Annotated in this window: 24 protein-coding genes; 14 read left to right on the plus strand and 10 right to left on the minus strand. The window is 62.2% G+C overall.

The window, feature by feature from the left end; all coding sequences use genetic code 11:
• Positions 1-174 precede the first annotated feature (174 nt).
• Positions 175-951, plus strand: a complete 777-nt coding sequence (locus tag HU720_RS10970) for a ParA family protein (RefSeq protein WP_186519948.1) — start codon at positions 175-177, stop codon at positions 949-951.
• An 8-nt stretch (positions 952-959) separates the two neighbouring features.
• Here HU720_RS10970 and HU720_RS10975 read toward each other — a convergent pair whose 3' ends face one another.
• Genes HU720_RS10975 through HU720_RS10995 form a run of 5 tightly spaced genes read right to left on the minus strand, consistent with a single transcriptional unit; the run spans position 960 to position 7,467 of the window.
• Positions 960-1,337: a response regulator gene (locus HU720_RS10975; RefSeq protein ID WP_186519949.1), complete on the minus strand. Its 378-nt coding sequence runs from the start codon at positions 1,335-1,337 to the stop codon at positions 960-962.
• Between the two features lie 44 nt (positions 1,338-1,381).
• On the minus strand, positions 1,382-2,608 hold the full coding sequence (locus HU720_RS10980) for a hybrid sensor histidine kinase/response regulator (RefSeq protein WP_186519950.1): 1,227 nt from the start codon (positions 2,606-2,608) through the stop codon (positions 1,382-1,384).
• The gene (locus HU720_RS10985) at positions 2,602-3,177 is read right to left on the minus strand and encodes a chemotaxis protein CheB (protein ID WP_186519951.1); all 576 of its coding nucleotides are present in this window, start codon (positions 3,175-3,177) and stop codon (positions 2,602-2,604) included. Before HU720_RS10985 ends, HU720_RS10980 begins: the two co-directional genes overlap by 7 nt.
• Positions 3,174-3,995, minus strand: coding sequence for a protein-glutamate O-methyltransferase CheR (locus HU720_RS10990; protein WP_186519952.1), 822 nt, complete (start codon positions 3,993-3,995; stop codon positions 3,174-3,176). Before HU720_RS10990 ends, HU720_RS10985 begins: the two co-directional genes overlap by 4 nt.
• A 4-nt stretch (positions 3,996-3,999) precedes the next feature.
• On the minus strand, positions 4,000-7,467 hold the full coding sequence (locus tag HU720_RS10995; protein ID WP_186519953.1) for a response regulator: 3,468 nt from the start codon (positions 7,465-7,467) through the stop codon (positions 4,000-4,002).
• A gap of 256 nt (positions 7,468-7,723) precedes the next feature.
• Here HU720_RS10995 and HU720_RS11000 point away from each other — a divergent pair, with 256 nt between their 5' ends.
• Together HU720_RS11000 and HU720_RS11005 are read left to right on the plus strand one after the other, a co-directional pair.
• A complete protein-coding gene (locus tag HU720_RS11000) occupies positions 7,724-8,074 on the plus strand; it encodes a response regulator (protein ID WP_186519954.1) in 351 nt (116 codons plus the stop codon).
• A 51-nt stretch (positions 8,075-8,125) separates the two neighbouring features.
• Entirely contained in the window at positions 8,126-9,340 is a 1,215-nt protein-coding gene (locus HU720_RS11005) for a glycosyltransferase (protein ID WP_186519955.1), read from the plus strand.
• 9 nt (positions 9,341-9,349) lie between these two features.
• Here HU720_RS11005 and quiC read toward each other — a convergent pair whose 3' ends face one another.
• Positions 9,350-11,257 carry a 3-dehydroshikimate dehydratase QuiC gene (quiC, locus tag HU720_RS11010; protein ID WP_186519956.1) on the minus strand — a complete coding sequence of 636 codons (1,908 nt, stop codon included), beginning with the start codon at positions 11,255-11,257 and terminating at the stop codon, positions 9,350-9,352.
• 443 nt (positions 11,258-11,700) lie between these two features.
• Between quiC and HU720_RS11015 the strand changes: the two genes are divergently transcribed.
• Positions 11,701-13,074 (plus strand): MFS transporter, encoded by a 1,374-nt coding sequence (locus HU720_RS11015; RefSeq protein WP_186519957.1) that lies wholly within the window; start codon positions 11,701-11,703, stop codon positions 13,072-13,074.
• Positions 13,075-13,254: 180 nt separating this feature from the next.
• Here the strand turns inward: HU720_RS11015 and HU720_RS11020 are convergent, their stop codons facing one another.
• Positions 13,255-13,413 carry a hypothetical protein gene (locus HU720_RS11020; RefSeq protein ID WP_186519958.1) on the minus strand — a complete coding sequence of 53 codons (159 nt, stop codon included), beginning with the start codon at positions 13,411-13,413 and terminating at the stop codon, positions 13,255-13,257.
• Between the two features lie 155 nt (positions 13,414-13,568).
• On the opposite strand from HU720_RS11020, the gene treS reads away from it, so the two are divergent.
• Positions 13,569-15,635: a maltose alpha-D-glucosyltransferase gene (treS, locus tag HU720_RS11025; protein WP_186519959.1), complete on the plus strand. Its 2,067-nt coding sequence runs from the start codon at positions 13,569-13,571 to the stop codon at positions 15,633-15,635.
• Between the two features lie 276 nt (positions 15,636-15,911).
• Here treS and HU720_RS11030 read toward each other — a convergent pair whose 3' ends face one another.
• Together HU720_RS11030 and HU720_RS11035 are read right to left on the minus strand one after the other, a co-directional pair.
• The gene (locus HU720_RS11030; protein ID WP_186519960.1) at positions 15,912-17,459 is read right to left on the minus strand and encodes an AmpG family muropeptide MFS transporter; all 1,548 of its coding nucleotides are present in this window, start codon (positions 17,457-17,459) and stop codon (positions 15,912-15,914) included.
• A 43-nt stretch (positions 17,460-17,502) separates the two neighbouring features.
• Positions 17,503-17,856, minus strand: a complete 354-nt coding sequence (locus tag HU720_RS11035; RefSeq protein ID WP_186519961.1) for an MGMT family protein — start codon at positions 17,854-17,856, stop codon at positions 17,503-17,505.
• 152 nt (positions 17,857-18,008) lie between these two features.
• Here HU720_RS11035 and HU720_RS11040 point away from each other — a divergent pair, with 152 nt between their 5' ends.
• The 6 genes from HU720_RS11040 to groL all read left to right on the plus strand — a co-directional run bounded on the left by HU720_RS11040 (position 18,009) and on the right by groL (position 22,758).
• Complete coding sequence (locus HU720_RS11040; RefSeq protein WP_186519962.1) at positions 18,009-19,016, plus strand: DUF481 domain-containing protein; 1,008 nt, start codon at positions 18,009-18,011, stop codon at positions 19,014-19,016.
• Between the two features lie 278 nt (positions 19,017-19,294).
• A complete protein-coding gene (locus HU720_RS11045) occupies positions 19,295-20,026 on the plus strand; it encodes a HugZ family protein (protein WP_186519963.1) in 732 nt (243 codons plus the stop codon).
• 66 nt (positions 20,027-20,092) lie between these two features.
• Positions 20,093-20,554: an FxsA family protein gene (locus tag HU720_RS11050; RefSeq protein WP_186519964.1), complete on the plus strand. Its 462-nt coding sequence runs from the start codon at positions 20,093-20,095 to the stop codon at positions 20,552-20,554.
• Between the two features lie 70 nt (positions 20,555-20,624).
• Complete coding sequence (locus HU720_RS11055) at positions 20,625-20,798, plus strand: hypothetical protein (RefSeq protein WP_186519965.1); 174 nt, start codon at positions 20,625-20,627, stop codon at positions 20,796-20,798.
• The gene (locus tag HU720_RS11060) at positions 20,776-21,069 is read left to right on the plus strand and encodes a co-chaperone GroES (RefSeq protein WP_016488938.1); all 294 of its coding nucleotides are present in this window, start codon (positions 20,776-20,778) and stop codon (positions 21,067-21,069) included. Before HU720_RS11055 ends, HU720_RS11060 begins: the two co-directional genes overlap by 23 nt.
• Positions 21,070-21,117: 48 nt before the next feature.
• Complete coding sequence (groL, locus tag HU720_RS11065) at positions 21,118-22,758, plus strand: chaperonin GroEL (protein WP_186519966.1); 1,641 nt, start codon at positions 21,118-21,120, stop codon at positions 22,756-22,758.
• Positions 22,759-22,825: 67 nt separating this feature from the next.
• Here the strand turns inward: groL and HU720_RS11070 are convergent, their stop codons facing one another.
• The gene (locus tag HU720_RS11070; protein WP_186519967.1) at positions 22,826-23,566 is read right to left on the minus strand and encodes a phosphatase PAP2 family protein; all 741 of its coding nucleotides are present in this window, start codon (positions 23,564-23,566) and stop codon (positions 22,826-22,828) included.
• 180 nt (positions 23,567-23,746) lie between these two features.
• Between HU720_RS11070 and colR the strand changes: the two genes are divergently transcribed.
• The 3 genes from colR (at position 23,747) to HU720_RS11085 (ending at position 26,546) form a co-directional block, all read left to right on the plus strand.
• Positions 23,747-24,430: a two-component system response regulator ColR gene (gene colR, locus HU720_RS11075; RefSeq protein ID WP_186519968.1), complete on the plus strand. Its 684-nt coding sequence runs from the start codon at positions 23,747-23,749 to the stop codon at positions 24,428-24,430.
• Positions 24,420-25,736, plus strand: a complete 1,317-nt coding sequence (locus tag HU720_RS11080) for a HAMP domain-containing sensor histidine kinase (protein ID WP_186519969.1) — start codon at positions 24,420-24,422, stop codon at positions 25,734-25,736. Before colR ends, HU720_RS11080 begins: the two co-directional genes overlap by 11 nt.
• Before the next feature lie 129 nt (positions 25,737-25,865).
• On the plus strand, positions 25,866-26,546 hold the full coding sequence (locus HU720_RS11085) for a class I SAM-dependent methyltransferase (protein ID WP_186519970.1): 681 nt from the start codon (positions 25,866-25,868) through the stop codon (positions 26,544-26,546).
• The last annotated feature ends 3 nt before the right edge of the window (positions 26,547-26,549 follow it).

The following is a 26,549-nucleotide window of genomic DNA, read 5'->3' on the forward strand; positions in this document are numbered from 1 at the left end:
GCCCCAGGATCTGACATCAGGCTGACATCGCCGGGGCCGCTACGCGCCCCTTTCGCGACACAAGGCCGCTCCTACGCTAATCAGGTCGGGAAAGGGAGCCAGTGTCTTATTAATGTCATGTTGCAGTCATAGGATTGACCTTGATCTGACATTTTCTTCAAGGATGACTGCCCCATGCGTCGCGTCGTATTCAACCAGAAAGGCGGTGTAGGCAAGTCCAGCATCGCCTGCAACCTGGCAGCCGCCAGTGCAGCCGAGGGCTATCGAACCCTGCTGGTGGACCTCGACCCACAAGCCAACGCCAGCTACTACCTGACAGGCCTCGGCGCCGACGCCATTGGCCCTGGCATTGCCGACTTCTTCCGCCAGACGCTTGCGCCGAACCCCGCCACCGGCAAGAAGCACCGCGCGGTAATCACCGAAACCCGCTACGCCAACCTGCACCTGATCAGCGCCAGCGCCGAGCTTGCCGACCTGCAAGGCAAGCTTGAGAGCAAATACAAGATCAACAAGCTGCGCAAGCTGCTGGTGGAGTTGTCGGCGGACTACGAACGCATCTACATCGACACCCCGCCAGCGCTGAATTTCTATACCTTCAGTGCGCTGGTTGCCGCCGAGCGCTTGCTGATCCCCTACGACTGCGACAGTTTCTCGCGCCAGGCCCTGCTCAGCGTGATGAGCGAGGTCGAGGAACTGCGCCAGGACCACAACCCGGCGCTTGAGGTAGAAGGCATCGTTGTCAACCAGTTCGCCGCGCGCACCGCCCTGCACAAGACCTTGGTCGAGCAGCTACGTGCCGAGGGGCTGCCGGTACTGCCGGTGTACCTGAGCAGCTCGATCAAGATGCGCGAATCGCACGAGGCCGGCGTACCGCTGGTGCATCTGGCGCCACGGCACCGCCTGGCCCTGGAGTTCGTGCAACTGCTGGACGTGCTGGAGCGGGCCGCCTGAACAAAGGACTAGCGCAGCAGTTCCTGGATTTTCGCCGTCAACGTATCCAGGTCGAACGGCTTGGCCAGAATGGGCGCACGCTTGGCAATGGGGCTTCCGGACTCAAGGATTTCAGCCGGGTAACCGCTGATGAAAATCACCTTGAGGTCTGGGCGCAACTTGACCGCAGGCTCGGCAATCTCGACCCCGGAAATACCGCCTGGCAAGCGAAAGTCGGTGACCATAAGGTCCAAGTGCGGCTTGCTGGCCAGAATGGCGAACGCTTCTTCGCCGTTTTCGGCCACCAGCACGTGGTAACCCTCACCCGCCAGGTAATCCCGCAAAATCATGCGTATCGCTGGCTCGTCCTCGACGATCAGGACCACATCTTGTGCATCTTCACTCATGACAACGCCTTCGAATTCAAAAGGATGGCTATCAGACCCCAGGCTTACACAGAGGTTGCCTGGGCCTGGTCGCTTTGCTGCAGCAACACCGGCCGCGGCAGGTAGACACTGAACGTGGAGCCCTGCCCCTCAGCGCTGTCCACCTGAATACGGCCGCCGTGTGCCAGCACGATCTGCTCGGAAATGTACAAGCCCAGGCCCAGCCCGCCACTGGCCTGATGGGCGGCAACCCGCTCGAACTGCTGGAAAATCCGCTGCTGGTTGTGCGCGCTGATGCCAATGCCCGAATCCTTGACCTGAACGCAGGCCATGCCACCCTCTTCGAACACGCGCACCTGCACAGGTTTGCGGTCGCCATAGCGCAGGGCGTTGGACAACAGGTTGGCGAGCACCTGCTCGATGCGAAATTCATCCCACTCGCCCTGCAACGCCTCGCACTGGGTCAGCTCGATGTAGGTATCCAGCGCGCCGGCCTGGGCGGCGAAGTTGGCCACCAGCCCTTTTACCAGTTGGGCAAGGTCGAACGCCTTGGGCCGGATAGACAGCTTGCCAGTGCGGATGCGCGACACATCGAGCATGTCCTCGACCAGGCGAATCAGGCTGTTGATCTGCCGCTCGTCACGCTCGACCATGGCCCGCAGCTTGTCCTCGCTGAACGCCGCCAGATTGCCCCGCGACAGGTGCATGCGCCGCAGCTGGGCTTCCAGAATCAGCCCGTTGAGCGGCGTACGTACCTCGTGCGAGACGATCGACATGAAGTCGTCGCGCATGCGCACCGCACGCTCCAGCTCACCACGGGCGGTCTGCAACTGGGCCAGCAGCTTTTCCTGCTCGGCGCGGCTGCGCTCAAGGTCTTGCAACTGACGGTCAAGGGCCTTGCGCTGGCGGAACAGGTCGACGAACACCGATACCTTGCTCTTCACCGCCAGGGTATCCAGGGGCTTGTGCAGAAAGTCGACCGCGCCGCTCTCGTAGCCTTTGAACGCGTAGTTCATTTCGCGCCCGGCAGCACTGACGAACACGATGGGGATGTTGCGGGTTTTCTCAGTGCCACGCATCAGCTCTGCCAGCTCGAAGCCGTTCATGCCCGGCATCTGCACATCAAGGATGGCCAGGGCGAACTCGTGCTCGAGCAACAACGACAGCGCTTGCTCTGCCGACAGGGCCTGGTGCACTTCGCGGTCAGGCCCCTGGATCAAGGCGTCGAGGGCCAGCAGGTTCTCTGGCAGGTCGTCGACGATCAGCAGTTTGGCGATAGTATGACTCAGCATGCGCTTGGGTCCAGAGTAGCGAGCAACTGCCCGATACCGCTCAATGAAAGTATGTGGTCCGGGCTGTGCAGGGCCAGTGCGGCCTCCGGCATCAGCGCAACCTGTGCGTCGCGGGGGTCCTGGACGATAGTCCGGCCGCCGCTTTGTTTGATGTATAAAAGCCCTCGGGCGCCGTCTTCGTTGGCCCCGGTCAGCAGCACGCCAAGCAGGCTTGGACCATACGCGTCGGCTGCGGATTCAAACAGAAAATCAATCGCCGGTCGCGAAAAATGCACCGGGTCTTCCTGGCTTAGCGACAGGGTGAAGTCACGCTCCACCGACAGGTGATAACCCGGCCCGGCTACATAGACCACACCGTTTTCAATACGTGCCTTGTCCACGGCCTCAAGCACCGGTCGCGCCAGGCGCCGCTGCAGCACCTCGGCAAGCTGGCTGTCGCGGCCCTCAGGCAGGTGCAGCACACACAGCACCGGCAGGCTGAAACCCTGGGGCAGCGCGCCGAGCACGCTGAACAGCGCCGAGACGCCCCCGGCCGAGGCCCCGATCACAACCGCTCGAATGCCGTTCATGACTTGCGGTAGATCCGCTCAGGCCTGACCAGCGGCTCGAAGCGCTCGCCATAAGCCGAGAAATCCACCGACTCCTTGCTGCCCAGCACCAGAAAGCCTCGGTGGCACAGCGATTCATGGAACAGCCCGAACGCGCGGTCCTGCAACGTCTTGTTGAAATAAATCAGCACATTGCGGCACGACACCAACTGGGTTTCGGAAAACACGCTGTCGGTGGCCAGGCTGTGGTCGGCGAAGGTCACGTTTTCGCGCAGCGTGCTGTCCATGATGGCGTTGCCATAAGCGGCCGTGTAGTACTCGGCAAAGTCGCGACGGCCGCCGGCCTTGCGGTAGTTTTCCTCGTACTCGCCCATGCGCTCCAGTGAATAGATGCCTTGCTTGGCACGCTCCAGCGAGTGCGGGTTGATGTCGGTGGCATAGATGATGGTGCGTTCGAGCAGCCCTTCCTCGCGCAGCAGGATGGCCATCGAGTACACCTCCTCGCCCGTGCTGCAGCCGGCAATCCACACCTTGATCGAAGGCCAGGTGCGCAGCAGCGGCACCACTTCGTTGCGCAGCGCCAGAAAATGCCCAGGGTCGCGGAACATCTCGCTGACCGGGATCGTCAGGTACTGCAGCAGCTCCATGAACATGCCCGGGTCGTGCAGCACCTTCTCTTGCAACGCAGTCACTGTGCGGCAATCGAACTGGCGCAGGGCGTGAAGGATCCGGCGCTTGATCGAAGCGCCGGAGTAATCGCGAAAATCGTAGCTGTACTTGAGGTAGATCGCCTCGATCAACAGCCGGATTTCAATGTCGGTATTGCGTTCACTGGTCAAGATTTCAAATTCGCTCCAATTGCGGCAGCCACACGCGGATCAACGAGAACAAGCGGTCCAGGTCGATCGGTTTGGCCAGGTAATCATTGGCGCCAGCCTGCAGGCAGCGTTGCTGGTCGTCTTTCATCGCCTTGGCGGTCACCGCGATGATCGGCAGCTTGCGCCAGCGCGGTTGCTGGCGGATAAGCCGGGTGGCCTCGTAGCCGTCCATTTCCGGCATCATCACATCCATCAGCACCAGGTCGATATCATCATTGGCCTCCAGCACTTCGATAGCCTCGCGGCCGTTACGGCCGATTTCGACGATAGCGCCTTTGTGCTCCAGCGCGCTGGTCAGGGCGAAGATGTTACGTACGTCGTCGTCCACCAGCAGAATCTTGCGCCCTTCAAACACCTTGTCACGGCTGCGCGCGGTTTTGAGCATGCGCTGGCGTTCGTTGGACAACTGCGCCTCGACCTTGTGCAGGAACAACGTCACTTCATCGAGCAGCCGCTCAGGCGAGCGTGCGCCCTTGATGATGATCGACCGCGAGTATTTCAGCAGGTCGGTTTCTTCTTCACGGGTCAGGTTGCGCCCGGTATAGACGATGACCGGCGGGAAACTGCGGATGTCTTCGGCCGTCATGCGCTTGAGCAGCTCGTTGCCGAGCATGTCCGGCAGCTTGAGGTCGATGATCATGCAGTCGTAGATGTTCTCGCGCAGCAGGTCCAGCGCGTCCTGGGCCATGCCCACGGCGGTGATCTCGATGTCATCGTCGCCAATCAGGCGGGCGATGCTTTCGCGCTGCAGGTCATCGTCCTCGACCAGCAGGATACGCTTGAGCTTCTGGGTAAGCTTGGCTTCCAGACGCGCGAACACTTCCTTGAGCTCTTCGCGGCTGGTGGGCTTGACCGCATAGCCGACCGCGCCCATGTGCATGGCGGCCTCGACGCGGTCCTCGACCGAGATGATATGCACCGGAATGTGCCGGGTGCCGGCCTGCTCTTTCAGACGTTGCAGCACGGTCAGGCCGGAGTGGTCCGGCAGGCGCATATCGAGCAGGATCGCATCAGGCAGGTATTGTGCGGCCAGCTCGAAACCGTCGTCGGCGGCGTGCGCCACCAGGCAGCTGTAGCCCAGTTCGTGGGCCAGGTCGTAGAGGATGCGGGCAAAGTTCGGCTCGTCCTCGATTACCAGGATGCAGCGGTTGCTGAAAGGCGCCAGTTCCCGGTCATCGGCAAAGGCTGGGGCCACTCGCTCGGTGCGCGCAGGCTGGGTGACCTGCGGCGCCGGCGGCAGCGTGTCCACTGCTGGGCGCAGGCTCAGCACCTCGTTGGCTTCATCGCCAGCTTCGTAGCGTTCTGGCAATACCAGGCTGAACACACTGCCTTGGCCGGGGCTGCTGTCGACGTTGATCTGCCCGCCCAGCAGGTGCGCGAGGTCTCGGGAGATCGACAGGCCGAGGCCGGTACCGCCATAACGGCGGTTGCTGGTGCCATCGACTTGGTGGAAAGCGCCGAACACGGCTTCATGCTGGTCGGCTGCGATGCCAATGCCGGTGTCGCGCACGGCAAAGACCAGGCCGTGGCCAACCTGGTGGCTGATATGCAGGCTGACCTGGCCACGCTCGGTGAACTTGATGGCGTTGGACAGCAGGTTCTTGAGGATCTGCTCCAGGCGCTGGCGGTCGGTGAACAAGGTAGCCGGCAGCGGCTGTTCAAGCTGCACGGCAAAATTCAGGCCTTTGTCGCGGGCCAGCGGCAGGAACATGCTCTGCAGGCCTTCGACCAGGCGCTGCAACGGCGTGGTTTCGGGGCGTACCTCAAGCTTGCCGGCTTCGACCTTGGCAATGTCGAGAATATCGTTGATCAGGTTGAGCAGGTCGTTGCCTGCCGAATAGATGGACTCGGCGAACTTGATCTGCTCCTGGCTCAGGTTGCCCTCGCCGTTCTCGGCCAGCAGCTTGGCCAGAATCAGCGAACTGTTGAGCGGCGTGCGCAGCTCGTGGGACATGTTGGCAAGGAATTCAGACTTGTACTTGCTGGAGCGTTGCAGGTCGTCGGCGCGGGCCTGCAGCTCGACCTGGGCGCTGTTCAGCTCGCTGTTCTTGCGGTCCAGCGCCTCGGTGCGCTCGGCCAGTTGCTCGTTGGTCTGCTCAAGCTCGGCCTGCTGGGTTTCCAGGTAGGCTTGAGATTCCTTGAGCACCCGCGACTGTTCCTCAAGCTCTTCGTTGGCAGTTTTGAGCTCTTCCTGCTGCACTTGCAGCTCTTCGTTGAGCTGCTGGGTTTCGGCGAGCACTTCTTGCAGGCGCTGGCGGTAGCGCGCGCTTTCTATCGACAGGCCAATGTTGTCGGAAACCCGCTCAAGCAGCTCGCCATCGCGCTCGTGCAGCGGGCGCAACAGGCCAAGTTCCAACACACCGTTGATGCGGCCGTTTTCCTGCACCGGCATCAGCAAGCCGCTGCGTGGCAGGCCCGACCCCAGGCCCGTGCTCAGGCGGTAGTAATCTTCTGGCAGGTTCTCCAGGCGCAGCAGGCGCCCCTGCGTTGCTGCCTGGCCCAACAGGCCTGCGTGTTCACCCACTTGCTGGTTGCGCGTCTGCTGTTCGGGGTCCAGGCCGTAACTGGCCACCCGCACCAGTTTGCCGTGGTCGTCACGCACATACAGCGCACCGACCACACTGCCCAGGTAGCTTGCAAAGAACCGCAGCACGCTTTCGCCCAGCAACGGCAGGGTCTGCTGGCCCAGTACCTGCTCGGCAAGCTGGGTTTGCCCGGCGCGCAGCCAGGCCTGGTGCTCCAGGCGCTCGGCTGCGCGCTGCTGGGCCTGCATGTTCGCCACATAGCTGTCGGACAGCGCCAGCAAGTCGCGCCGGCCCAGGTAAGCCAGCAAAGCACTCAGCGTAACGATAAACAGCACGAAACCGGTCATGGCGGTGACGGTGACGTTGTTTACCGTCTGGTTGCGCGACATGCGCAGCTGTTGCTCGGTATCGATCAGGCCGTCGAACTCCTTGCGGATTTCATCGGTAATGCGCTTGCCGCGGCCATTGCCGATGGACGCCTGATAATCGCCGTTGGTGCGGCGCTGGGCGATCATCTCGCTGCCAAATTCGTTCCAGGCGCGCTGCAACGCCACCAGGCGGTCGATACGGTCGACCTGCTGCGGGTTATCGATAACCAGACCGCGCAAACTGTCGAGGCTGCTGAAAATACGCGGCTTGGCCACCTCGTAGGGGTCGAGAAAGCGCTCGTCGCCGGTAATCAGGAAGCCACGCATGCCGGTTTCCATATCGATCGACAGCTTGACCGTCTCGTTGGCATTGCCGATCACTCGATCGGTATGCTCGACCCATTGCATGGCCGACAGCAGGTAGTTGATGACCGCGACAAACGCCACGGCCCCCAGAAGCCCCACTCCCAGGGGCAGGCCGACGTTGCGGCTGAGCAGCTTGCGAAAGCTGCGTTGATCCATCGAGGCTGCTTGAATCATCTGATTGACGCCCGAGCGAAAAAAGTCCGTTGAACAGTGTTGGCGGTTACTTCTTGTATGAATTGCCCCACGCCACACCGGCCGGTGAATACAGCGAGTTTAACCAGCTTTGCCGGCGCTGACAGGGCATTTAGCCAGTATTTGAATGTGGTGTGAGGCAATCGTTCCATCTATTTGCATGGCCCGGTAAGCTTGGGAACTTATGCCCGCGCGGTGTGCACAGAGTAGAGACCATTCATTGATACAGGACCCAAACATGCTTCTACTGGTAGTCGAGGATGACGACATCGTTCGCATGCTGATTGTCGAAGTGCTTGAAGAGCTGGACTACACGGTGCTTGAGGCTGAAAATGCGGGCGCGGCGCTGACTATTCTGCAGGACCCGGACCAGCCACTGGCCTTGCTGATGACAGACATCGGGTTGCCCGACATGTCCGGCCACGAGCTGGCCGCGCGGGCACGCCAGCTGCGGCCGTCGCTACCTGTACTGTTTGCCAGCGGCTATGCCGAGAACGTCAATGCTGCCGATGGTATGCACGTCATCGGCAAACCTTTCACCATCGATCAGCTGCGCGACAAGGTGGTCGGTATTCTCGCCGCGGCCTGACGCCGCAAACTCATGCTTAAATAAGGGCCTTTTCGCGCGAGGCCCTTCTACATGCCCCATCTTCTGGCCATCGGCCATCGTTGGCCCGAGCTGCAGGCTTGCAGTGCAAGCGGGCACTTGCTCGACATCCTCAAAGGCTTTATCGCCCAAGGCTGGCACGTAAGCTTTGCCTGCCCCGCCGAGCCTGCGGCACACCACGTGAGCCTCGCAGAGCTGGGCATCAGCACGCAAAACCGCATGGATGACAGCGCTTGGGCCCGCTTACCGGCTGCTGATGCGGTACTGTTCGACCGCTTCTCAGGCGAAGAGCGCTTCGGCCAGCAGGTGCGCCAACAATACCCCAACGCACTGGGCATGCTGCTGACCAGCGGCCTTGAAAGCCTGTGCCAGGCGCGCCAGCAGTTGCTGCGCACGCGCCTGGTCGAAGGCTTGGACCCGAATGATTTCCGCACCCTGTTCGCAACCCCAGGGCCCGAGCTGTACCGGCATATGGCGCCCTCTGCGACCACCCAGCGCGAGCTGGCGGCGGTCTGGCGTTGCGACCTTGCACTGGTCGGCAGCGAGGTCGAGATCGACCTGCTGATCAACGGCTTTGGCGTACCGGAATACCTGCTGCACCACTGCCCACCGGTGGTTGAAGCGTCTGCCAACCCTCGCCCGTATGCCGAGCGGGCGAATTTCGTCAGCGTGGGCGACTTCGCCGACCCTGCGCACTTTGATGCCCTGTTGTGGATCCGCCACAACCTGTGGCCGATGCTGCGCAGGCAGTTGCCGCAGGCGCAGCTTCATCTATATGGCGCCAATCCATCCGCCAAGGCACTGGCGCTGCATCATCCCGATGATGGCTTGCATGTGCTGGGCCCGCTGGCCGATGCAACCGACGTCATGAGCCAGGCAAAGGTGTGCCTGGCGCCGCTACGCTTTGGCGCCGGAGTTGACAGGCAATTACTTGAGGCGTTGCGCTGCGCGACGCCGAGCGTGACCACCCCACTTGGGGCGCAGGGTTTTGGCGGCCAGCAAGCATGGCCTGGCAGCATCGAAGGCACCGCCGAAGGGCTGGCCAAGGCCGCTGCGCAGTTGTATGCCGATCAAGGCCTGTGGCAGCGGGCGCAGGATGCCTGCACGCCGCTACTGCGCAGGGGCTTCGACCCGGTTCGCCAGCGCGCGGCGCTGATCGGGCGGGTCGAGCACAGCCTCGGGCACCTGGATGACCTGCGGCTGTTCAACTTCACCGGGGCGATGTTGCGCCGCTCGCCCCAGGGCTGAAAGGGCCTGTCAGAGCTTGGTCGAGCGCGCAGCCCCACTGCGTGCCTTGGCCATGGCGGCCAAGCGCACCGCTACGTTGGCCGCCCCATAACCCGCATACCCGCCTTTACGTTGCAAGATCTCGAAGAAGAACCGCCCCTCGAACGGCTCGGTATAGACGTGGAACAGCTCGCCGCCTTGGGCGTCACGGTCATACAGCACGTTGTAGTACGCCAGTTCGCTGAGAAACTCGTCATCGAAATCAAAGCGTGCGGCCAGGTCATCGTAGTAATTCAGCGGGATCTCCAGCAACGGCACCCCGGCCTCTTTGGCCCGTGCCACTTCGCGGAAGATATCAGCACAATCGAAGGCGATATGGTGTACGCCCGAGCCCCGGTAGCTGTTCAGCGCGTGGGCGATGGCGGTATTGCGGTTCTCCGAAATGTTCAGCGGCACCCGCAACGTGCCGCAGTGGCTGCGCAGGGCTCGGCTCTTTACCAGCCCGTACGGGTCAGGCAGCACCACTTCATCGTCGGCGGTGAAGTCAAACAGGCTCTTGTAGAACAGCACCCAACTGTCCAGCGCTTCAGCAGGCAGCGCCAGCGCCATATGGTCGATACGCTGCAACCCGCCGCTTGCAGGGGCTGCGGTGTCCAGGCGGAAGTCGGTGTCGTAGATGGTCGGGCCACTGCCGTCAGGCTGCACCAGGTACAACAGGCTGCCATCCGGGGCACGCACTGCTGGGATCTCACGCTCGTTAGGGCCAACCAGGCCCCGGAACGGCTGCCCCCGGTAGGCAGTCGCACGTTGCAGCGCGGCGTTGCCGTCCTTGACCCGCAAGGCGGTGGCGCACAGCGACGGGCCATGGGCTTCGAAGAAGTTGTGGGCAAACGAATAGGGTTCTGCATTGAGCACGATATTGATATCACCCTGGCGCAGCAGGCTCACGGCCTTGCTGCGGTGCCCGCCGGCCTCGGCAAAGCCCAGGCGCTTGAGCCATGACCCCAACCGCGCACCCACCGCCTCATCGACGGCAAACTCCAGAAACTCGACGCCGTCGTAACTGCTGGCCGCAGCCGGGGCGAACAGCACGCCCGCCTCGACCTGATGGGCTTCGCGTTGCAGTTGCAAACGGGTCTTTTCTTCCAGGTACAGCAACGAGCGCAAGCCGTCGGCGGCATTTTGCCGAGGGGGCGCGGCACGGAAACCATCATTGAAGATTTCCAGCGACAGCGGCCCGCGGTAGCCGGTTTGCAGAATCGGCGCCAAAAAGCCCGCCAGGTCCATTTCGCCCTGGCCAGGGAAGCAGCGGAAATGCCGGCTCCACTCCAGCACGTCCATGGCCAGGATCGGCGCATCGGCCATCTGCACAAAGAAGATCTTGTCGCCGGGGATGTCGCGAATGGCCGCCGGGTCGCCCTTGAGCGACAAGGTGTGGAAGCTGTCCAGAATCACCCCCAGCGCCGGGTGGTCCGCCTGGCGCACCAGGTTCCACACCTGCTGGTAGGTATTGACGTGGCGGCCCCAGGCGAGCGCTTCGTAGCCAATCCGCAGGCCGCGCTTGCCGGCATGTTCGCCCAGCAGACGCAGGTCATCCACCAACAGTTGTTCATCGCCCAGGGCATCGGGCTGCACGTTGCTGCACACCAGCACCAGGTCCGTGCCCAGCTCCTGCATCAGGTCGAACTTGCGTTCGGCGCGGTCGAGGTTTTTCTGCTGGCGGTCGCGCCGGCAACCCTCGAAGTCACGAAACGGCTGGAACAAAGTGATGGCGATGCCAAGGTCAGCGCACATCTGGCGGATTTCGCGAGGGCTGCCGGCGTAGTACAGCAGGTCGTTTTCGAAGATCTCGACGCCGTCAAAGCCTGCGGCGGCGATGGCTTCGAGCTTCTCTGGCAGGGTGCCGCTGAGGGAAACGGTGGCAATCGAACGCTGCATGGGGGAGTTCCTTGTTATTGGGAGTCGCACGGCGCCGCACACCTGCGCGCGGACCGGGCCTTGTCACCTGGCAAGATCGATTATTCGCAGGTAAAGTCACCCTCGCAATGTACTTTGTACGAAACAGTTAGTTTTTGTTCGATAACCGCACAAAACCGGTTTCAACGAATTGATTCACTCATCCCCGTGAACAACCATGATCACCAGTTGCAGGCCCCTCGCCCAATTTGCTGCCACGCAGGTACTGGGCAGGGCCTGTGACGCAAGGCCCAGTTTCACCACATAATAAGTTCAATAAAAACGGGTACCGACCTATGCACACCTCCCTCGCCCTGCGCTTCGCCTCGCCTCGTTCGTCTTCTCCCCACAGCCCGGGCCCAGCCGCGCCGCACAGCCGACGCGCCCGCTGATACCCGGAACCTGACAAGAACAACGGAGACAACATGGCCAAATCAAGCTCCCAAGCCAAGAAAGCCACTGCCAGCGGCTGGATCGGCTCTGCCCTCGAGTACTACGACTTCTTTATCTACGCCCAGGCGGCGGCGCTGATCTTCCCGCAGATCTTCTTCCCCTCCACTGACCCGAAAATGGCCATCATCGCTTCGCTGGCCACCTACGGCGTGGGCTACCTGGCCCGCCCGGTTGGCGCCATCGTGCTCGGCCACTGGGGTGATACCCGCGGACGCAAGAACGTACTGCTGCTGTGCATGTTCCTGATGGGCATCTCGACCATGGCGGTTGGCTTGCTGCCGACCTACAAGGACATCGGCCTGCTGGCCCCAGCGCTGTTGGTTGTGCTGCGTCTGGTGCAGGGCTTTGCGGTGGCCGGCGAGATTTCCGGGGCCAGCTCCATGATCATGGAGCACGCGCCGTTCGGGCGCCGTGGCTACTACGCAAGCTTCACCTTGCAGGGTGTTCAGGCCGGCCAAGTGATGGCGGCGGCGGTGTTCCTGCCGTTGGCCTACTTCATGCCGAGCGAGGCGTTCAACGACTGGGGCTGGCGCATTCCGTTCCTGATGAGCGCGGTGGTGCTGATTGCAGGCTTCATCATCCGTAAGGAAGTGCACGAGACGCCGGCCTTCGTCAAAGAGGAGAAGCAGGAGAAGGTGGCCAAGTCGCCGGTCAGCGAAGCGCTGCGACACAGCAGCCGGCACATGGTGCTGGTGATGTTCATGGCCTTGATGAACGTGATCCCGGTGGTGGCGACCATTTTCGGCGCAGCCTACGCGGTGCAGCCGGCCTATGGCATCGGCTTCGACAAGAGCGTGTACCTGTGGATCCCGGTGGTGGGCAACATCGTCGCGGTGCTGGTGATTCCGTTCGTTGGCAACCTGTCGGACAAGATTGGCCGCCGGCCGACCATGATCGCCGGCTGCCTGGGTTCTGGGCTGCTGGCGTTCGTCTATCTCTACGCGATCAGCATTCAGAGCGTGCCACTGGCATTCGCGGCTTCGATAGTGATGTGGGGCCTGGTGTACCAGGGGTACAACGCGGTGTTCCCAAGCTTCTACCCTGAGCTGTTCCAGACCCGCTACCGGGTTTCGGCGATGGCCATTGCGCAGAACATCGGCACCATGTTCACCGCCATGCTGCCGGCGCTGTTCGCCGCGGTTGCACCGCCTGGCTCGGACAACATTCCACTGGTGGTGGGTGGGCTGGCGTTCTTCATTACCTGCGTATGCGCGCTTGCGGCATACCTGGCGCCGGAGACCCATCGGCTGGCCATGGAAGACCTCGGTAACCCTAAAGCCAAGCCAATGGAGCGCGAGGCGTATGAGGCAAGCCGCAGGGAAAGTGCCAAGGTGGCTGTTAACTGAGGGTTGAAGTTGAATCAACTGAAGGGGCCGTGAGGGCCCCTTTTGTTTTGTGGGCATTTGCGCGCTTAGAAGCAAGAATCGCGCAGCGATCTTAGATGATTGTGGGAGCGGGCTTGCCCCGCGATGAGGCCGGCGGGCGGCGTTAGGCTGCCCTGGCCGACGCGATACCGGCTACCAGTGTTACAGCACATCACCATCCTCCTCGATGCCCTCCTCGGCCTCTGCCGCCTCGGTGGCATCTGCATCATTCAGCGGCGGCGAGGTGGGTTTTTGCGGGTCGTTGATATAAGGCACGCCACTGGGGCCCTGCTCTTCAAGGCCTTCGGTTTTGGGCTGCATGGTGCAATCCTCCTGCTGGTGTTCAGTTTGGAGGCGTCGCCCGGGGGAGTGGTTCAAAGCGCTTCGAGGCGCATGAAGACCACGCGCCGGCAGAACGATTCCAGCGCCAGGCCATCATAACCACACAGCCCACGGACGATGCCGAGGTATCCCGCATGACCCGACCCGATGACGCCTATATCGAATGGCTCGAAGCGCGCTCGATGCTGCGTGCCTCGCAGCAACGCGCCCTCACCTACGCCGGCCAGCCGCGGTTGTGGCAGAACGCCTATGCCGAGGCCCAGCCGCGCCGCGCCACCGAAATCGCCTCGGTGTGGCTGACGGTCTACCCAGACGCCATCATCGCGCCAGCAGGCAGCAGCGTGCTGGCGGCCCTCGGCAATGAAACGCTGTGGAAGCGGCTGTCGGAGCTGGGCATACAGGGCGTACACACCGGGCCGATCAAGCAATCCGGGGGCATCAGCGGGCGCCAGACCACGCCAAGCATCGACGGCAACTTCGACCGCATCAGCTTTGACATCGACCCGCTTTACGGCAGCGAACAGGAACTGGTGCAAATGAGCCGCCTGGCCGCAGCGCACAACGCCGTGACCATCGACGACCTGATCCCCTCGCACACCGGCAAGGGCGCCGATTTTCGCCTGGCGGAACTCGCCCATGGTTGTTACCCCGGGCTCTACCACATGGTCGAAATCCGTGAGGAAGACTGGCCCCTGCTGCCAGACGTACCCGCCGGGCGCGATGCGGTAAACCTGCCACCGGCCACCTGCGACGAGCTCAAGCTGCGCCACTACATCGTCGGCCAGTTGCAACGGGTGATTTTCTTCGAACCCGGCATCAAGGACACCGACTGGAGCGCCACGCCGCCCATCGTCGGCGTCGATGGCAAGACCCGGCGCTGGGTGTACCTGCACTATTTCAAGGAGGGCCAGCCCTCGCTGAACTGGCTCGACCCGACCTTCAGCGCCCAGCAGATGATCATCGGCGATGCCCTGCATGCCCTGGACTGCCTCGGCGCCCGCGGGCTGCGCCTGGACGCCAACGGCTTTCTGGGCGTCGAGGCGCGTGCCAACGGCCCGGCGTGGTCCGAGAGCCATCCGCTGTCGATCACCGGCAACCAGCTGATTGGCGGCATGATCCGCAAGGCCGGCGGCTTCAGCTTCCAGGAACTGAACCTGACCCTGGATGACATCGCCCAGATGTCCAAGGGCGGCGCCGACCTGTCCTACGACTTTATTACCCGCCCGGCCTATCAACATGCCCTGCTGACCGGTGATACCGAGTTCCTGCGCCTGATGCTCAAAGAGATGCACAGCTTTGGCATCGACCCCGCCTCGTTGATCCATGCGCTGCAAAACCATGACGAACTGACCGTCGAGTTGGTGCACTTCTGGACCCTGCACGCCCACGACATGTACCTCTACAAGGGCCAAAGCCTTCCCGGCAGCGTGCTGCGCGAGCACGTGCGCGAGGAAATCTACGAGCGCCTGTCGGGCGAGCACGCACCCTACAACCTGCGTTTCGTGACCAACGGCATCTCCTGTACCACGGCCAGCCTGATCACCGCAGCCCTGGGCATCCGCGACCTTGACCAGATCAGCGCCGCTGACCGCGACCTCATCCAGAAGGTGCACCTGCTGCTGGTGATGTACAACGCCATGCAGCCGGGTGTGGTCGCGCTGTCGGGCTGGGACCTGGTAGGCGCCCTGCCCTTGCCGGCGCAGGCGGTGGCCGAGCGCATGGCTGATGGCGATACGCGCTGGATCCACCGCGGCGGCTATGACCTGGCAAACCTTGCGCCAGAGGCCGAAGCCTCGCTGCGCGGCATGCCGCGCGCGCAAAGCCTGTACGGCAGCCTGGAAGAACAGTTGGAGCGGCCCGATTCGTTTGCCAGCCAGGTGAAAAAGCTGCTGGCCGTGCGCCAGGCCTACGGGATTGCTGCCAGCCGTCAGGTGCTGGTGCCAGAGGTGGTCAGCCCTGGGCTGCTGGTGATGGTGCACGAGCTGCCAGCGGGGCGTGGCACGCAGATCAGCGCGCTGAACTTCGGTGCCGAGCCGATCAGCGAAACGCTGCTGTTGGCGGGCTTCACGCCGGGGCCAGTGGTTGACATGATCAACGAGACGGTCGAGGGCGACCTGACTGAAGACGGCCAGTTGCTTATCAACCTCGACCCTTACGAGGCGCTGTGCCTGCGGATCGTCAACAGCAGCGGGCACGCCTGATGACGCCGCTTGCTACGGGTGCCGGAAGCGGGGCACTATGTCCTGTTGCCATCATTTGGCAGCGTTAAGCTTGGGGCTGGGCAAGTCGCTTTTGATTGTGTAGGAGCGGCCTTGTGTCGCGAAAGAGCTGCGAAGCAGCCCCAGCGATTCTGGTGGGTGCTCAGATCCTGGGGCTGCTCCGCAGCCCTTTCGCGACACAAGGCCGCTCCTACGCTGACCGCGTAGACGGCATCGATATGGGGATGGGCGAGCTCTGTGGGAGCTGAGATCTACCCATCAAGCCTCGGAAGGCTGCTTGCCAACCGGTGCATCAGGCTTGCCCCGGCCCGCTTCCTGGCGCCAGTGCAGGGCTATCAGGATCAGCGTCGGCACCCCGAGCATGGCGGTGATCAGGAAGAAGTTGTGGTAGCCGAACTTCTCCACCATCACCCCGGAATACCCGCCAATCAACCGCGGCAACAGCAGCATGATCGAGCTGAGCAACGCATACTGCGTGGCCGAGAACTTGAGGTTGGTCAGGCTCGACAGGTAGGCCACGAAGGCCGAGGTGGCCAACCCTGAACTGAGGTTGTCCAGCGAGATGGTGACCACCAGCATTTCGATGTTCGGGCCCATGTCAGCCAGCATCACGAACAGAATATTGGTAGCCGCCGATGCCGCCCCGCCAATGAACAGAATCGGCAAAATACCGAAGCGCACGATCAGCAAACCGCCGACCCCCGCACCGAGCAGGGTCATGATCAAGCCAAAGATCTTGCTGACGCTGGCAATCTGGTCCTTGGTAAAGCCCATGTCGATGTAGAACACGTTGGCCATCACGCCCATCACCGTGTCCGACATCCGATAGGTGGCGATCAGCCCGAGCAGCAGCAGCGCCTGCCAGCGATAGCGCACGATGAAATCGTTGATCGGCGTGAGCACCGGCGCCAGCCCGCGACGGCCCATGGACGACAGGCACGCCCAGGTCAGCAAGGCGTAGAGAATCAGCCGCATGAAGGCGCGGTCGTCGAGCAGCAGGTCAAGCAGGGTGGCATCACCGAATGCGACGCTGCCCCAGTCGGTGTTGAACATCTGGGTAAAGCTTGCCGGCACCGATACCAGCAGGATGATCAGCACGAACACCGACACCAACTGATGCATCAGCCCGTAGCGCGCCGCCGACAACTGCGTACGCAGCGGCACCGGTGGCTCGCGCATGATCAGCGTGGTGAACAGCGCTGGCAGCATCAAGATGCCGAACAGCACGTAGGTGCCGGTCCAGGCCTTGTGCAGGTAGCTGAAGCCGGTCGAACCGAACCATTCGGCGAAGAACAGCGCGCCTGCGGTGGCCAACAGGGCAGCAACCCGGTAGCCGGCCATGTAGCTGGCGGCCAGCGCGGCCTGGCGCTGGTCGTCGGCGATTTCCAGGCGGTAGGCGTCGACGGCGATGTCCTGGGTTGCCGAGGCAAAGGCCACCAGCACCGCCAGCGCGATCAGCCACGACAGATGCTGCTGCGGGTCGCAAAAGCCCATGCCGACCAGGCCTACCACCACCAGCACCTGCGACAGCAGCAGCCAGGATCGGCGCCGGCCCATGCCGCCCAGCAGCGGCAGGCGCCATTGGTCGAGCAAGGGCGACCACACCCACTTGAAGGCGTAGGCAAGGCCGATCAGGCTTGCGTAACCAATGGTTTCACGGGCCACGCCAGCTTCGCGCAGCCATACCGAAAGGGTGGAGAACACCAGCATGTAAGGCATGCCGGCGGCGAAGCCGAGCAGCAGAAGCACCAGGGTTGACGGGCTGGCATAGGCAGCGAGCGCAGCGCGCCAGGTTTTACGGGGCATGGGCCAACATCTGCCTCAGGTTAGCGAAAACAAAGCGCGCACTCTAACCGCTGTGCTCCATCGGACGCCAGCCATGGCGTGCCATATCCACACGATTATTGGCTACATTCACCCCTTCTGCGCGCAGCCGCGCCCGCTGTTCGTCGCCAGATGGGGTGCCCAGCGCCAGGCTCAGCCGACCTCCCGCGCCGAGCACGCGGTGCCAGGGCAGGCGGGTGTCGTCCGGCAACTGCCCCAGGGTGCGCCCAACCCAGCGTGCGGCGCGGCCAAGGCCCGCCAGTTCAGCCAATTGGCCGTAGCTGACCACCTTGCCTGAAGGCACTTGGCCCAGCACCGAATACAGCGCCATCCGTCGGGCTTCGGCGTCTTGCGGCGGCGGTGGATAAAGCTCGGACATCAGCGAATCCCTGGCCTGCGGATGAAACCAGACAGGCGGTTGCGGTAAATGAGAGCGGAACTCATCGCCCTGAGCTGGGTCTGTCCTTGCTCAGGGCCTGGCAGGCGAATAATGCCCGGCTTTATTCCCCGAATCGAATCCGTACTCTGCTTATGCCCTCAAGAACCCTGCTGTGCCTGATTGCTGCGACACTTTGCGCCCCTGCGCTCGCCGACACCGTCTGGATGAAGAACGGTGACAAGCTGAGCGGCAAGATCAAGGTTTTCGACGGCGGCAAGCTGCTGCTCGAAACGCCCTACGGTGGCGCCATCGCGCTGGACTGGAAACAGGTCCAGACCTTGGAGAGCGACCAGGAACTGCTGGTCAAGCAGGATGCCTACAGCGGCGAGAAAGCCAAGTCGCTCAAGGCGGCGGAGCCCGGCAAGGTCACGCTGGCCAATGGTGAAGCGCCCAAGACCGTGGAGCTTGCAAGCATCGAGCAGATCATGAAACCGCGCCCGCTGGTCGAGGACTTCATGTGGAAAGGCAACGTCGATGTGGCGCTGGACTACAAGCGTGCCGAAAACGACACCGACGACTACGACGTCGGCTTCAAGACCAAGGCCCGTCATGGCCGCTGGCGGCACAACGCCGAAGCCGAATACAACCGCGAGACCAAGGACGACATCACCACCACCAATAACTGGGCGGCGGAGTACGCGCTGGACCGCTTCCTGACCGAAAAGTGGTTCTGGCAGGGCAGGCTGGAATACAAGCGTGACCAGATCGAAGACCTGGCTCGTCAGCGCACCGTGGGTACCGGCCCGGGTTACCAGTTCTGGGATGACGAACTGGGCGCGTTCTCGCTGAGTTCGCTGATCAACCGCAGCGACTACGAGTACCGTGACGGCGGCAAGGACAACTTCTATGCCGCGTCCTTGAAATGGGACTACAACCGCTACCTGATCGGCAAGAAGGTCGAGTTCTTCACCAACGGCGAAGTGGGCCGACCGTTCGGTGGTGTTGCCGATTACACCCTCGATGCCGAGTTGGGCTTGCGTTACAAGGTGACCGACTGGGCGTCGCTGAACCTCAAGGCCGAGAAAAACCTGATTGAGGGCACCAGCGACAGCGACCTGTCCAAAACCCGCTATACCGCAGGTTTCGGCGTCGCCTGGTAGGGCGGGTTGCGGGGCAAAACCTCAGTCTTGGGACTGTGCGCGGTTTTTTAGGCAAATCGCTTTTGATTGTGTAGGAGCGGCCTTGTGTCGCGAAAGGGCTGCGCAGCGGCCCCAGAATCTTGGCCTCACGCGCAATCGCCGGGGCTGCTGCGCAGCCCTTTCGCGACACAAGGCCGCTCCTACTCAGACTGCGCACCGCCCCATCTGGATAGATAGCCCCCGCTGACGATCCTGTTTATCTTGTCAGCCATCGTGCCATTGCCAGGAACCTAGCCCCCATGAGTACCAAAGCCCTTCGCCCCGCCCGGGAACTGCTGCTCAAGGAATACCGCGGGGTGTTGTCCACCCATTCCAAGTCGATGCCCGGCTACCCGTTTGGCTCGGTGGTGCCGTACTGCCTCGACGCCGACGGCCACCCGGTGCTGCTCATCAGCCGCATCGCCCAGCACACCCACAACCTGCTCAAAGACCCGAAGTGCTCGCTACTGGTGGGTGAACGCGACGCCGACGACGTGCAAGCTGTCGGGCGCCTGACGTTGATGGCCCAAGCGCACAAGCTCGCCGAACCTGAGGCAATAGACGCTGCTGCTGCACGCTACTACCGCTTTTTCCCGGAGTCCGCCAACTACCACAAGGCCCACGATTTCGATTTCTGGGTATTGCAGCCTGTGCGCCACCGCTATATTGGCGGCTTCGGCGCCATCCACTGGCTCGATCAGGTGACCCTGGCCAACCCGTTCGCCGGGGCGTCCGAAGCCAGCATGATCGAGCACATGAACAGCGATCACGCCAACGCTATCGCCCACTACGTCGAGCTTGCCGGGCTGTCGCGCAGCGCCCCCGCACAGCTGGTGGGTATCGACAGCGAGGGCATGCACCTGCGTATCGGCCAAGGTATTCACTGGCTAGCCTTCCCCGAACCCTGCAATACGCCGACACAAGTGCGCGAAGCCCTTGTGCTGCTTGCCCGCGCGCAGCAGTGGCCGGCCGCTCAGGTGGGTGAGGGTTGAAAAAGCGCGAACACGCATCCATGTGATGGTCTTACAGGAAGGTTATCTTCCGTCGAGGAACCCTTGATGCGTGCTTTTCTACTGCTGTTACTGATTTTTCCAGTGCTTGAGCTGTTCGTCTTTGTGCGGGTCAGCTCGGCCATCGGCTTCTTCCCGGCGCTGCTGTTGATCATCGCCGGCTCCGCACTTGGCGTGCTGGTCATGCGCGTGGCCGGGTTTGCCACGGCCCTGCGTGCCCGCGAGAGCCTGCAGCGCGGCGAGTTGCCTGCCGAAGAAATGTTCCAGGGCCTGATGCTGGCGGTCGGTGGCGGCCTGCTGCTTATACCCGGCTTCATCAGCGACGTGCTGGGCCTGCTGTGCCTGCTGCCGTTCACCCGCAAACTGGTTGCCAACCGGCTGCGCCGCCGCGCCGAAGAACAGGCCATGCGCCAGCGTGCGTTCCAGGACGACCCGTTCCAGGCCCAGCCGCGTGACTCGGGTCAGCGCCCCAATGTGATCGAAGGCGAGTACGAGCGCCGCGACAAGTAAACGCTGCGCGCCGTTCTGTGTGCTAAAAAAATTTTCTGTAGCAAACCTTGTAATCGGAAGCGGCGGCCTCATGTATGTGGTCACCGCAAGGTTTCTGGTGTTTTCACCAGTCATTACACAGGTGGTTCGCCGCAAGCGGGCCACCCCGGCAACGCCGGACTGCATTAACCCGCCGGTGTCGACACCGGCCGATGAAAACCACTATTTGGGAGAGATCGACAATGAAGCTTCGTCCTCTGCATGACCGCGTCGTTATCCGTCGCAGCGAAGAAGAATCGAAAACCGCTGGCGGTATCGTTCTGCCAGGTTCGGCCGCTGAAAAGCCAAACCGCGGTGAAGTCGTCGCCGTCGGCACCGGTCGCATTCTGGACAACGGCGAAGTCCGTGCGCTGGCCGTTAAAGTCGGTGACAAAGTGGTCTTTGGCCCTTACTCGGGCAGCAACACCGTGAAAGTCGATGGCGAAGACCTGCTGGTCATGGCCGAAAACGAAATCCTCGCCGTTGTTGAAGGCTGATTTCCCCGACTTCCCGTTACTCCAAAGAATTCCAAGGATTAAACGATCATGGCTGCTAAAGACGTAAAATTCGGCGACTCCGCTCGCAAGAAAATGCTGGTTGGTGTGAACGTACTGGCTGACGCCGTTAAAGCGACCCTCGGCCCGAAAGGCCGTAACGTGGTCCTGGCCAAGAGCTTCGGCGCCCCGACCATCACCAAGGACGGCGTTTCCGTCGCCAAGGAAATCGAACTCAAAGACGCCTTCGAGAACATGGGCGCCCAGCTGGTCAAGGAAGTTGCTTCCAAGGCCAACGACGCTGCCGGTGACGGCACCACCACCGCCACTGTTCTGGCTCAGTCCATCGTCAACGAAGGCCTGAAAGCCGTCGCTGCCGGCATGAACCCGATGGACCTCAAGCGCGGTATCGACAAAGCCACCGCTGCTGTGGTTGCCGAGCTGAAGAACCTCGCCAAGCCATGCACCGACTCCAAGGCCATCGCCCAGGTCGGTACCATCTCTGCCAACTCCGACAGCTCCATCGGTGAAATCATCGCCGAAGCCATGGAAAAAGTAGGCAAAGAAGGCGTCATCACCGTTGAAGAAGGCTCGGGCCTGGAAAACGAACTGTCCGTCGTAGAAGGCATGCAGTTCGACCGTGGCTACCTGTCGCCGTACTTTGTCAACAAGCCAGACACCATGGTTGCCGAGCTCGAAAGCCCGCTGCTGCTGCTGGTCGACAAGAAAATCTCCAACATCCGTGAACTGCTGCCTGTTCTGGAAGCCGTTGCCAAGGCCGGCCGTCCTCTGCTGATCGTTGCCGAAGACGTCGAAGGCGAAGCGCTGGCGACCCTGGTAGTCAACAACATGCGCGGTATCGTCAAGGTTGCAGCGGTCAAGGCACCGGGCTTCGGCGACCGTCGCAAGGCCATGCTGCAGGACATCGCTGTCCTGACCGGCGGCCAGGTCATCTCCGAAGAAATCGGCCTGTCCCTGGAAACCGCTACCCTGGAACACCTGGGCAACGCCAAGCGCGTCACCCTGTCCAAGGAAAACACCATCATCATCGACGGTGCTGGCAGCGAAGACGACATCCAGGGTCGCGTCAAGCAGATCCGTGCCCAGATCGAAGAGACCTCTTCGGACTACGACCGTGAGAAGCTGCAAGAGCGTCTGGCCAAGCTGGCTGGCGGTGTTGCCGTGATCAAGGTCGGTGCTGGCACCGAAGTTGAAATGAAAGAGAAGAAAGCCCGCGTTGAAGACGCCCTGCACGCTACCCGTGCAGCCGTCGAAGAAGGCGTGGTACCTGGCGGTGGTGTTGCCCTGGTGCGCGCCCTGTCGGCCATCGTTGACCTCAAAGGTGACAACGAAGACCAGAACGTCGGTATCGCCCTGCTGCGTCGCGCTGTCGAATCGCCGCTGCGCCAGATCACTGCCAACGCCGGCGACGAGCCAAGCGTTGTCGCTGACAAGGTCAAGCAAGGTTCGGGCAACTACGGCTACAACGCCGCTACCGGCGAATACGGCGACATGATCGAGATGGGCATCCTGGACCCAGCCAAAGTCACCCGTTCGGCTCTGCAAGCTGCAGCTTCGATTGGTGGCCTGATGATCACCACCGAAGCCATGGTTGCCGACCTGCCGGAAGACAAGGCCGCTGGCGGCATGCCAGACATGGGCGGCATGGGTGGCATGGGCGGCATGATGTAAGCCAGCCTTACCCCCAGCTGTAACAAAGAGCCCCGCCTAGTGCGGGGCTTTTTTTATTAGGCTTTGTTCAGCGGCTTTGGGCAAGGCCGGCGCCTGTTCTGCCGGGGGCGTGCGCCATGGCCGGGCGATACAGCACCAGGTAATAGCAGCTAAGAGCGATCGTCCAGCAGAACACGGCTGTCCAGATGTTGTGCGACAGAAAATGCGCCCCTTGCATCATGCGCCCCAGCGACAGCAGCGAGCCTGCGGCGAACGCCAGCACCAGTGCCGCACGGGCAGCGCGGGGCTTGCGATCACGCAGCACGAAGAACAGCGCGAACAGGCAGAAACCGGTTGCAGCATGCCCGCCGGGCCAGCACAGGCCAGGTTTGTCGGTAGCCGGGCGCACGTCGAGCAGCTTGCTGTAGGTTTCCTTGCCGCCAAATTCGGTCAGGCTCCACGGGCACTGTACTTGGGTCAGTTGCTTGAGGGGGGTGACGAACGCGGTGGACAGGCCCAGTGCCAACACCAGGTAGCCCAGCTCCCGACGCCAGCCATACAGGCCTTTGAACACGAAGCTTGCGGCAAACCCGACGATCGACAGCAGGCCGAACAGGATCACGCCCTGTTTGACCCGATCATGCAGAATGTTCTCCAGCACATAGCTGTGCCGGCCAATGAACTGGCCGGCGCTCTGGTCGAAGAACAAGTCGGCCACATTCATGTCCAGCGAGGTCATCTCAAGCAGCAACAACGCCACCACAGTGGCCAGAGGGATGCCCAGATACAGCCACAGGTTCAGTGGGCGAGGGCGGAGGGTTTGCGCCATGGCGGCTCCAGAAAGCATAAAAAAGGGCGTGCATTGTCAGCCGGCCGCTATTCTGTGTGCGTGAAGGATCAGTGAAAAATCCGTCAACTTCGCAGATATCCATCCAGGGCTGGCACAGCCCCGGCATTGGCCTTAAGCTGCGCCTGCCGCGCCCTGCGAAGTGCCGCACAGGAGACCCCGATGCGCATTCTTTTGGTTGAAGACAACCGCGATATTCTCGCCAACCTTGCCGACTACCTCGGCATGAAAGGCTACACCGTTGATTGCGCCCAGGATGGCCTGTCGGGCTTGCACCTGGCCGCCACCGAACACTACGACCTGATCGTGCTCGACATCATGCTGCCCGGCATCGACGGCTATACGCTGTGCAAACGCCTGCGTGAAGACGCCCGCCGCGACACCCCGGTGATCATGCTCACCGCCCGCGACCAGTTGGACGACCGCTTGCAGGGCTTCCGTTCCGGCGCTGACGATTACCTGCTCAAACCCTTTGCGCTGTCCGAACTTGCCGCGCGCATCGAAGCGGTATTGCGCCGTGCCCAAGGTGGCGGGCGGCGTACGCTGCAGGTTGCCGACCTTGACTACGACCTCGATACCCTCGAAGTCACCCGCCAGGGCAAGTTGCTCAAGCTCAACCCGGTCGGCCTCAAGCTGCTCGCCGTATTGATGCAGAAAAGCCCCCACGTGCTGCGCCGCGAGGTGCTCGAAGAGGCGTTGTGGGGTGATGACTGCCCTGACAGCGACAGCCTGCGCAGCCATGTGCACCAGTTGCGCCAAGTGATCGACAAACCGTTCGAAAAGCCCCTGCTGCATACCGTCCATGGCGTCGGCTATCGCCTCGCCGAGGGCCGCGATGGAGTTTAAGCAGAGCCTTGCCCAGCGCATCATCATCGCCTTTGCGTTGATGAGCGCGCTGGTGGCCGGGGCCTTCGCCTTTGGCATTGTCGCAACCGTACACCTTGTCGAAGAGCGTCTTATCTCGTCGGTGCTGGGCGGCGACCTGCAGCGCCTGCTGCGCATGGACAGCGTCAGCGACTGGAGCCATCGCCCGCGCCCGGACCAACTGTTCTACTTCAGCGGCGGGCGTGACGAGTTCGAACTGCCCAAGGACCTGCGCCACCTCGACGCAGGCTTCCATGAGGTATTCCGCGACCAGCTCTCGTACCACGCCATGGTCGAGGTGGTCGACGGGCGTCGCTACGTGCTGCTGCAAGACCAGAGCGACTTCGAGGAGCGCGAACGGCTGCTGTTTGCAGTGGTGGTGGTGGGCTTTGTCCTCAGCCTGGCCCTGGCGACCTTGCTTGGTTGGTTGCTGGCGCGGCGGGTGATGGCACCGGTGATTCGCCTGGCGCGCCAGGTGCGCCATCGCGACCAGTTGCTTGGCCTGGCGCCGCCGTTGGCGCCCGACTACGCAGCCGACGAAGTGGGCCAGCTGGCGGTTGCCTTCGACGACACCCTCGGCCGCCTGCGTGATGCCCTGAACCGTGAGCGGCTGTTTACCAGCGACGTCAGCCACGAGCTGCGCACGCCGCTGATGGTGCTGGCCACCTCGTGCGAGTTGCTGATCGAGAACCCCACCCTCGACACCCGTTCACGCAACCAGGTGGAGCGCATTGCGCGTGCTACCGAGGAAATGCGCGAACTGGTCAAGACCTTCCTGATGCTTGCCCGCGCCCAGCGCGACCAGGGGGCGGTGGCTTCGCAGGCGACGCTGCGCGAAGTGGCTGACGACCTGATCGGCGTATGGCGCGACACCATCGAGCAGAAGGGCCTGGCGCTGCATTACGACGGGCGCGTCAGTGCCAGTTCGGTGTTGTACAACGCCACGTTCTTGCAGTCGGTGATGGGCAACTTGCTGCGCAACGCCGCGCATTACACCGACAGCGGCTATATCCGCCTGAGCCTGCAAAGCAATGGCTTCAGCGTCGAGGACAGTGGCGTGGGCATCCCCGAGGAGCAGCGCGAGGCGATGTTCCGGCCGTTCGTGCGCGGTGACGAGCGCCGTGGTGAGGGCCTGGGGCTTGGGCTGTCGCTGGTGCAGCGCATCTGTGATGACCAGGGCTGGCGAGTGACCCTGACCACCACCTTGCCCCATGGCTGCCGGTTCCAGGTCGACCTTAGCCAAGGCAGCCTGGTGCTCGACGACAGCGATGATCGTGAGCTCCAGTAAGCCTGGGGCTGCACAGCAGCCCCAGGCTTCAACCATTCATCTGAATGGCTGACGGATTTTTCACATCGGCATGACCAGTTTCCAACGCTTGGGTGCTTAAGGTTGGCGCATTGGATTCAGGAGATGCCCATGCGTAGCCCCATCAAACTCGCGTTTTCGGAAAAGTACGACCAGGCCCACGCCCGCGACTATTTCATCAAACACCAGGATGGCCTGGCCCGCCGCCTGTCCCACCAACGCGACTTGCAACTGGCCCGGCGCGCCCTGGCCCTGGCCGGCGAGCCAGGTCTGGTGCTGGACCTGCCGTCCGGCGCCGGGCGTTTCTGGCCCATGCTGGCCGAGAAGCCCAACCGTGTGATTATTGGCGCCGACAACTCGGCCGCGATGATCGAGACAGCCTGTGCGGCACAACCGCCAGAGGTGGTCGCACGGGTACGCCCCTTGCAAACATCTGCCTTCGCCATCGACCTGCCCGACAATGCCGTGGACAGCATTTTCTGCATGCGCTTGTTCCACCATATTGGCGACGCTGCGCATCGCATGAAGATTCTCTCGGAGTTTCAGCGTGTTAGCCGTGATAGCGTGATCGTTTCGCTGTGGGTCGATGGTAATTTCAAGGCGTGGCGCCGGCGCAAGCTGGAGGCCCGGCGCAGCACCAAACAAGAGCCAGGCAGTTACCAGAACCGTTTCGTGTTACCCGCCGACACAGTAGAGCAAGAATTTGTGTCAGCCGGTTTCAGAATTCAGGAACGCCTGGACTTCCTGCCGTTCTATGCCATGTGGCGAGTCTATGTATTACGCAAGGGGTAGAAA

This window comes from Pseudomonas sp. SWRI51 (genome assembly GCF_014268825.1).
Classification (GTDB): domain Bacteria; phylum Pseudomonadota; class Gammaproteobacteria; order Pseudomonadales; family Pseudomonadaceae; genus Aquipseudomonas; species Aquipseudomonas farsensis.

Excerpts from the sequence above, each read along its gene's own strand:
- HU720_RS11060 (WP_016488938.1), top strand. The coding sequence starts at position 20,776 with ATGAAGCTTCGTCCTCTGCATGACCGCGTCGTTATCCGTCGCAGCGAA.
- HU720_RS11055 (WP_186519965.1), top strand. The coding sequence starts at position 20,625 with ATGTATGTGGTCACCGCAAGGTTTCTGGTGTTTTCACCAGTCATTACA.
- HU720_RS11020 (WP_186519958.1), bottom strand. The coding sequence starts at position 13,413 with ATGCAGCCCAAAACCGAAGGCCTTGAAGAGCAGGGCCCCAGTGGCGTG.
- HU720_RS10995 (WP_186519953.1), bottom strand. The coding sequence starts at position 7,467 with ATGATTCAAGCAGCCTCGATGGATCAACGCAGCTTTCGCAAGCTGCTC.
- HU720_RS10980 (WP_186519950.1), bottom strand. The coding sequence starts at position 2,608 with ATGCTGAGTCATACTATCGCCAAACTGCTGATCGTCGACGACCTGCCA.
- HU720_RS11005 (WP_186519955.1), top strand. The coding sequence starts at position 8,126 with ATGCCCCATCTTCTGGCCATCGGCCATCGTTGGCCCGAGCTGCAGGCT.
- HU720_RS11045 (WP_186519963.1), top strand. The coding sequence starts at position 19,295 with ATGAGTACCAAAGCCCTTCGCCCCGCCCGGGAACTGCTGCTCAAGGAA.
- colR (WP_186519968.1), top strand. The coding sequence starts at position 23,747 with ATGCGCATTCTTTTGGTTGAAGACAACCGCGATATTCTCGCCAACCTT.
- HU720_RS11085 (WP_186519970.1), top strand. The coding sequence starts at position 25,866 with ATGCGTAGCCCCATCAAACTCGCGTTTTCGGAAAAGTACGACCAGGCC.
- HU720_RS11080 (WP_186519969.1), top strand. The coding sequence starts at position 24,420 with ATGGAGTTTAAGCAGAGCCTTGCCCAGCGCATCATCATCGCCTTTGCG.
- quiC (WP_186519956.1), bottom strand. The coding sequence starts at position 11,257 with ATGCAGCGTTCGATTGCCACCGTTTCCCTCAGCGGCACCCTGCCAGAG.
- HU720_RS11050 (WP_186519964.1), top strand. The coding sequence starts at position 20,093 with ATGCGTGCTTTTCTACTGCTGTTACTGATTTTTCCAGTGCTTGAGCTG.
- groL (WP_186519966.1), top strand. The coding sequence starts at position 21,118 with ATGGCTGCTAAAGACGTAAAATTCGGCGACTCCGCTCGCAAGAAAATG.
- HU720_RS10970 (WP_186519948.1), top strand. The coding sequence starts at position 175 with ATGCGTCGCGTCGTATTCAACCAGAAAGGCGGTGTAGGCAAGTCCAGC.
- HU720_RS11040 (WP_186519962.1), top strand. The coding sequence starts at position 18,009 with ATGCCCTCAAGAACCCTGCTGTGCCTGATTGCTGCGACACTTTGCGCC.
- HU720_RS11000 (WP_186519954.1), top strand. The coding sequence starts at position 7,724 with ATGCTTCTACTGGTAGTCGAGGATGACGACATCGTTCGCATGCTGATT.
- HU720_RS11035 (WP_186519961.1), bottom strand. The coding sequence starts at position 17,856 with ATGTCCGAGCTTTATCCACCGCCGCCGCAAGACGCCGAAGCCCGACGG.
- HU720_RS10975 (WP_186519949.1), bottom strand. The coding sequence starts at position 1,337 with ATGAGTGAAGATGCACAAGATGTGGTCCTGATCGTCGAGGACGAGCCA.
- HU720_RS11030 (WP_186519960.1), bottom strand. The coding sequence starts at position 17,459 with ATGCCCCGTAAAACCTGGCGCGCTGCGCTCGCTGCCTATGCCAGCCCG.
- HU720_RS11070 (WP_186519967.1), bottom strand. The coding sequence starts at position 23,566 with ATGGCGCAAACCCTCCGCCCTCGCCCACTGAACCTGTGGCTGTATCTG.
- treS (WP_186519959.1), top strand. The coding sequence starts at position 13,569 with ATGACCCGACCCGATGACGCCTATATCGAATGGCTCGAAGCGCGCTCG.
- HU720_RS10985 (WP_186519951.1), bottom strand. The coding sequence starts at position 3,177 with ATGAACGGCATTCGAGCGGTTGTGATCGGGGCCTCGGCCGGGGGCGTC.
- HU720_RS11015 (WP_186519957.1), top strand. The coding sequence starts at position 11,701 with ATGGCCAAATCAAGCTCCCAAGCCAAGAAAGCCACTGCCAGCGGCTGG.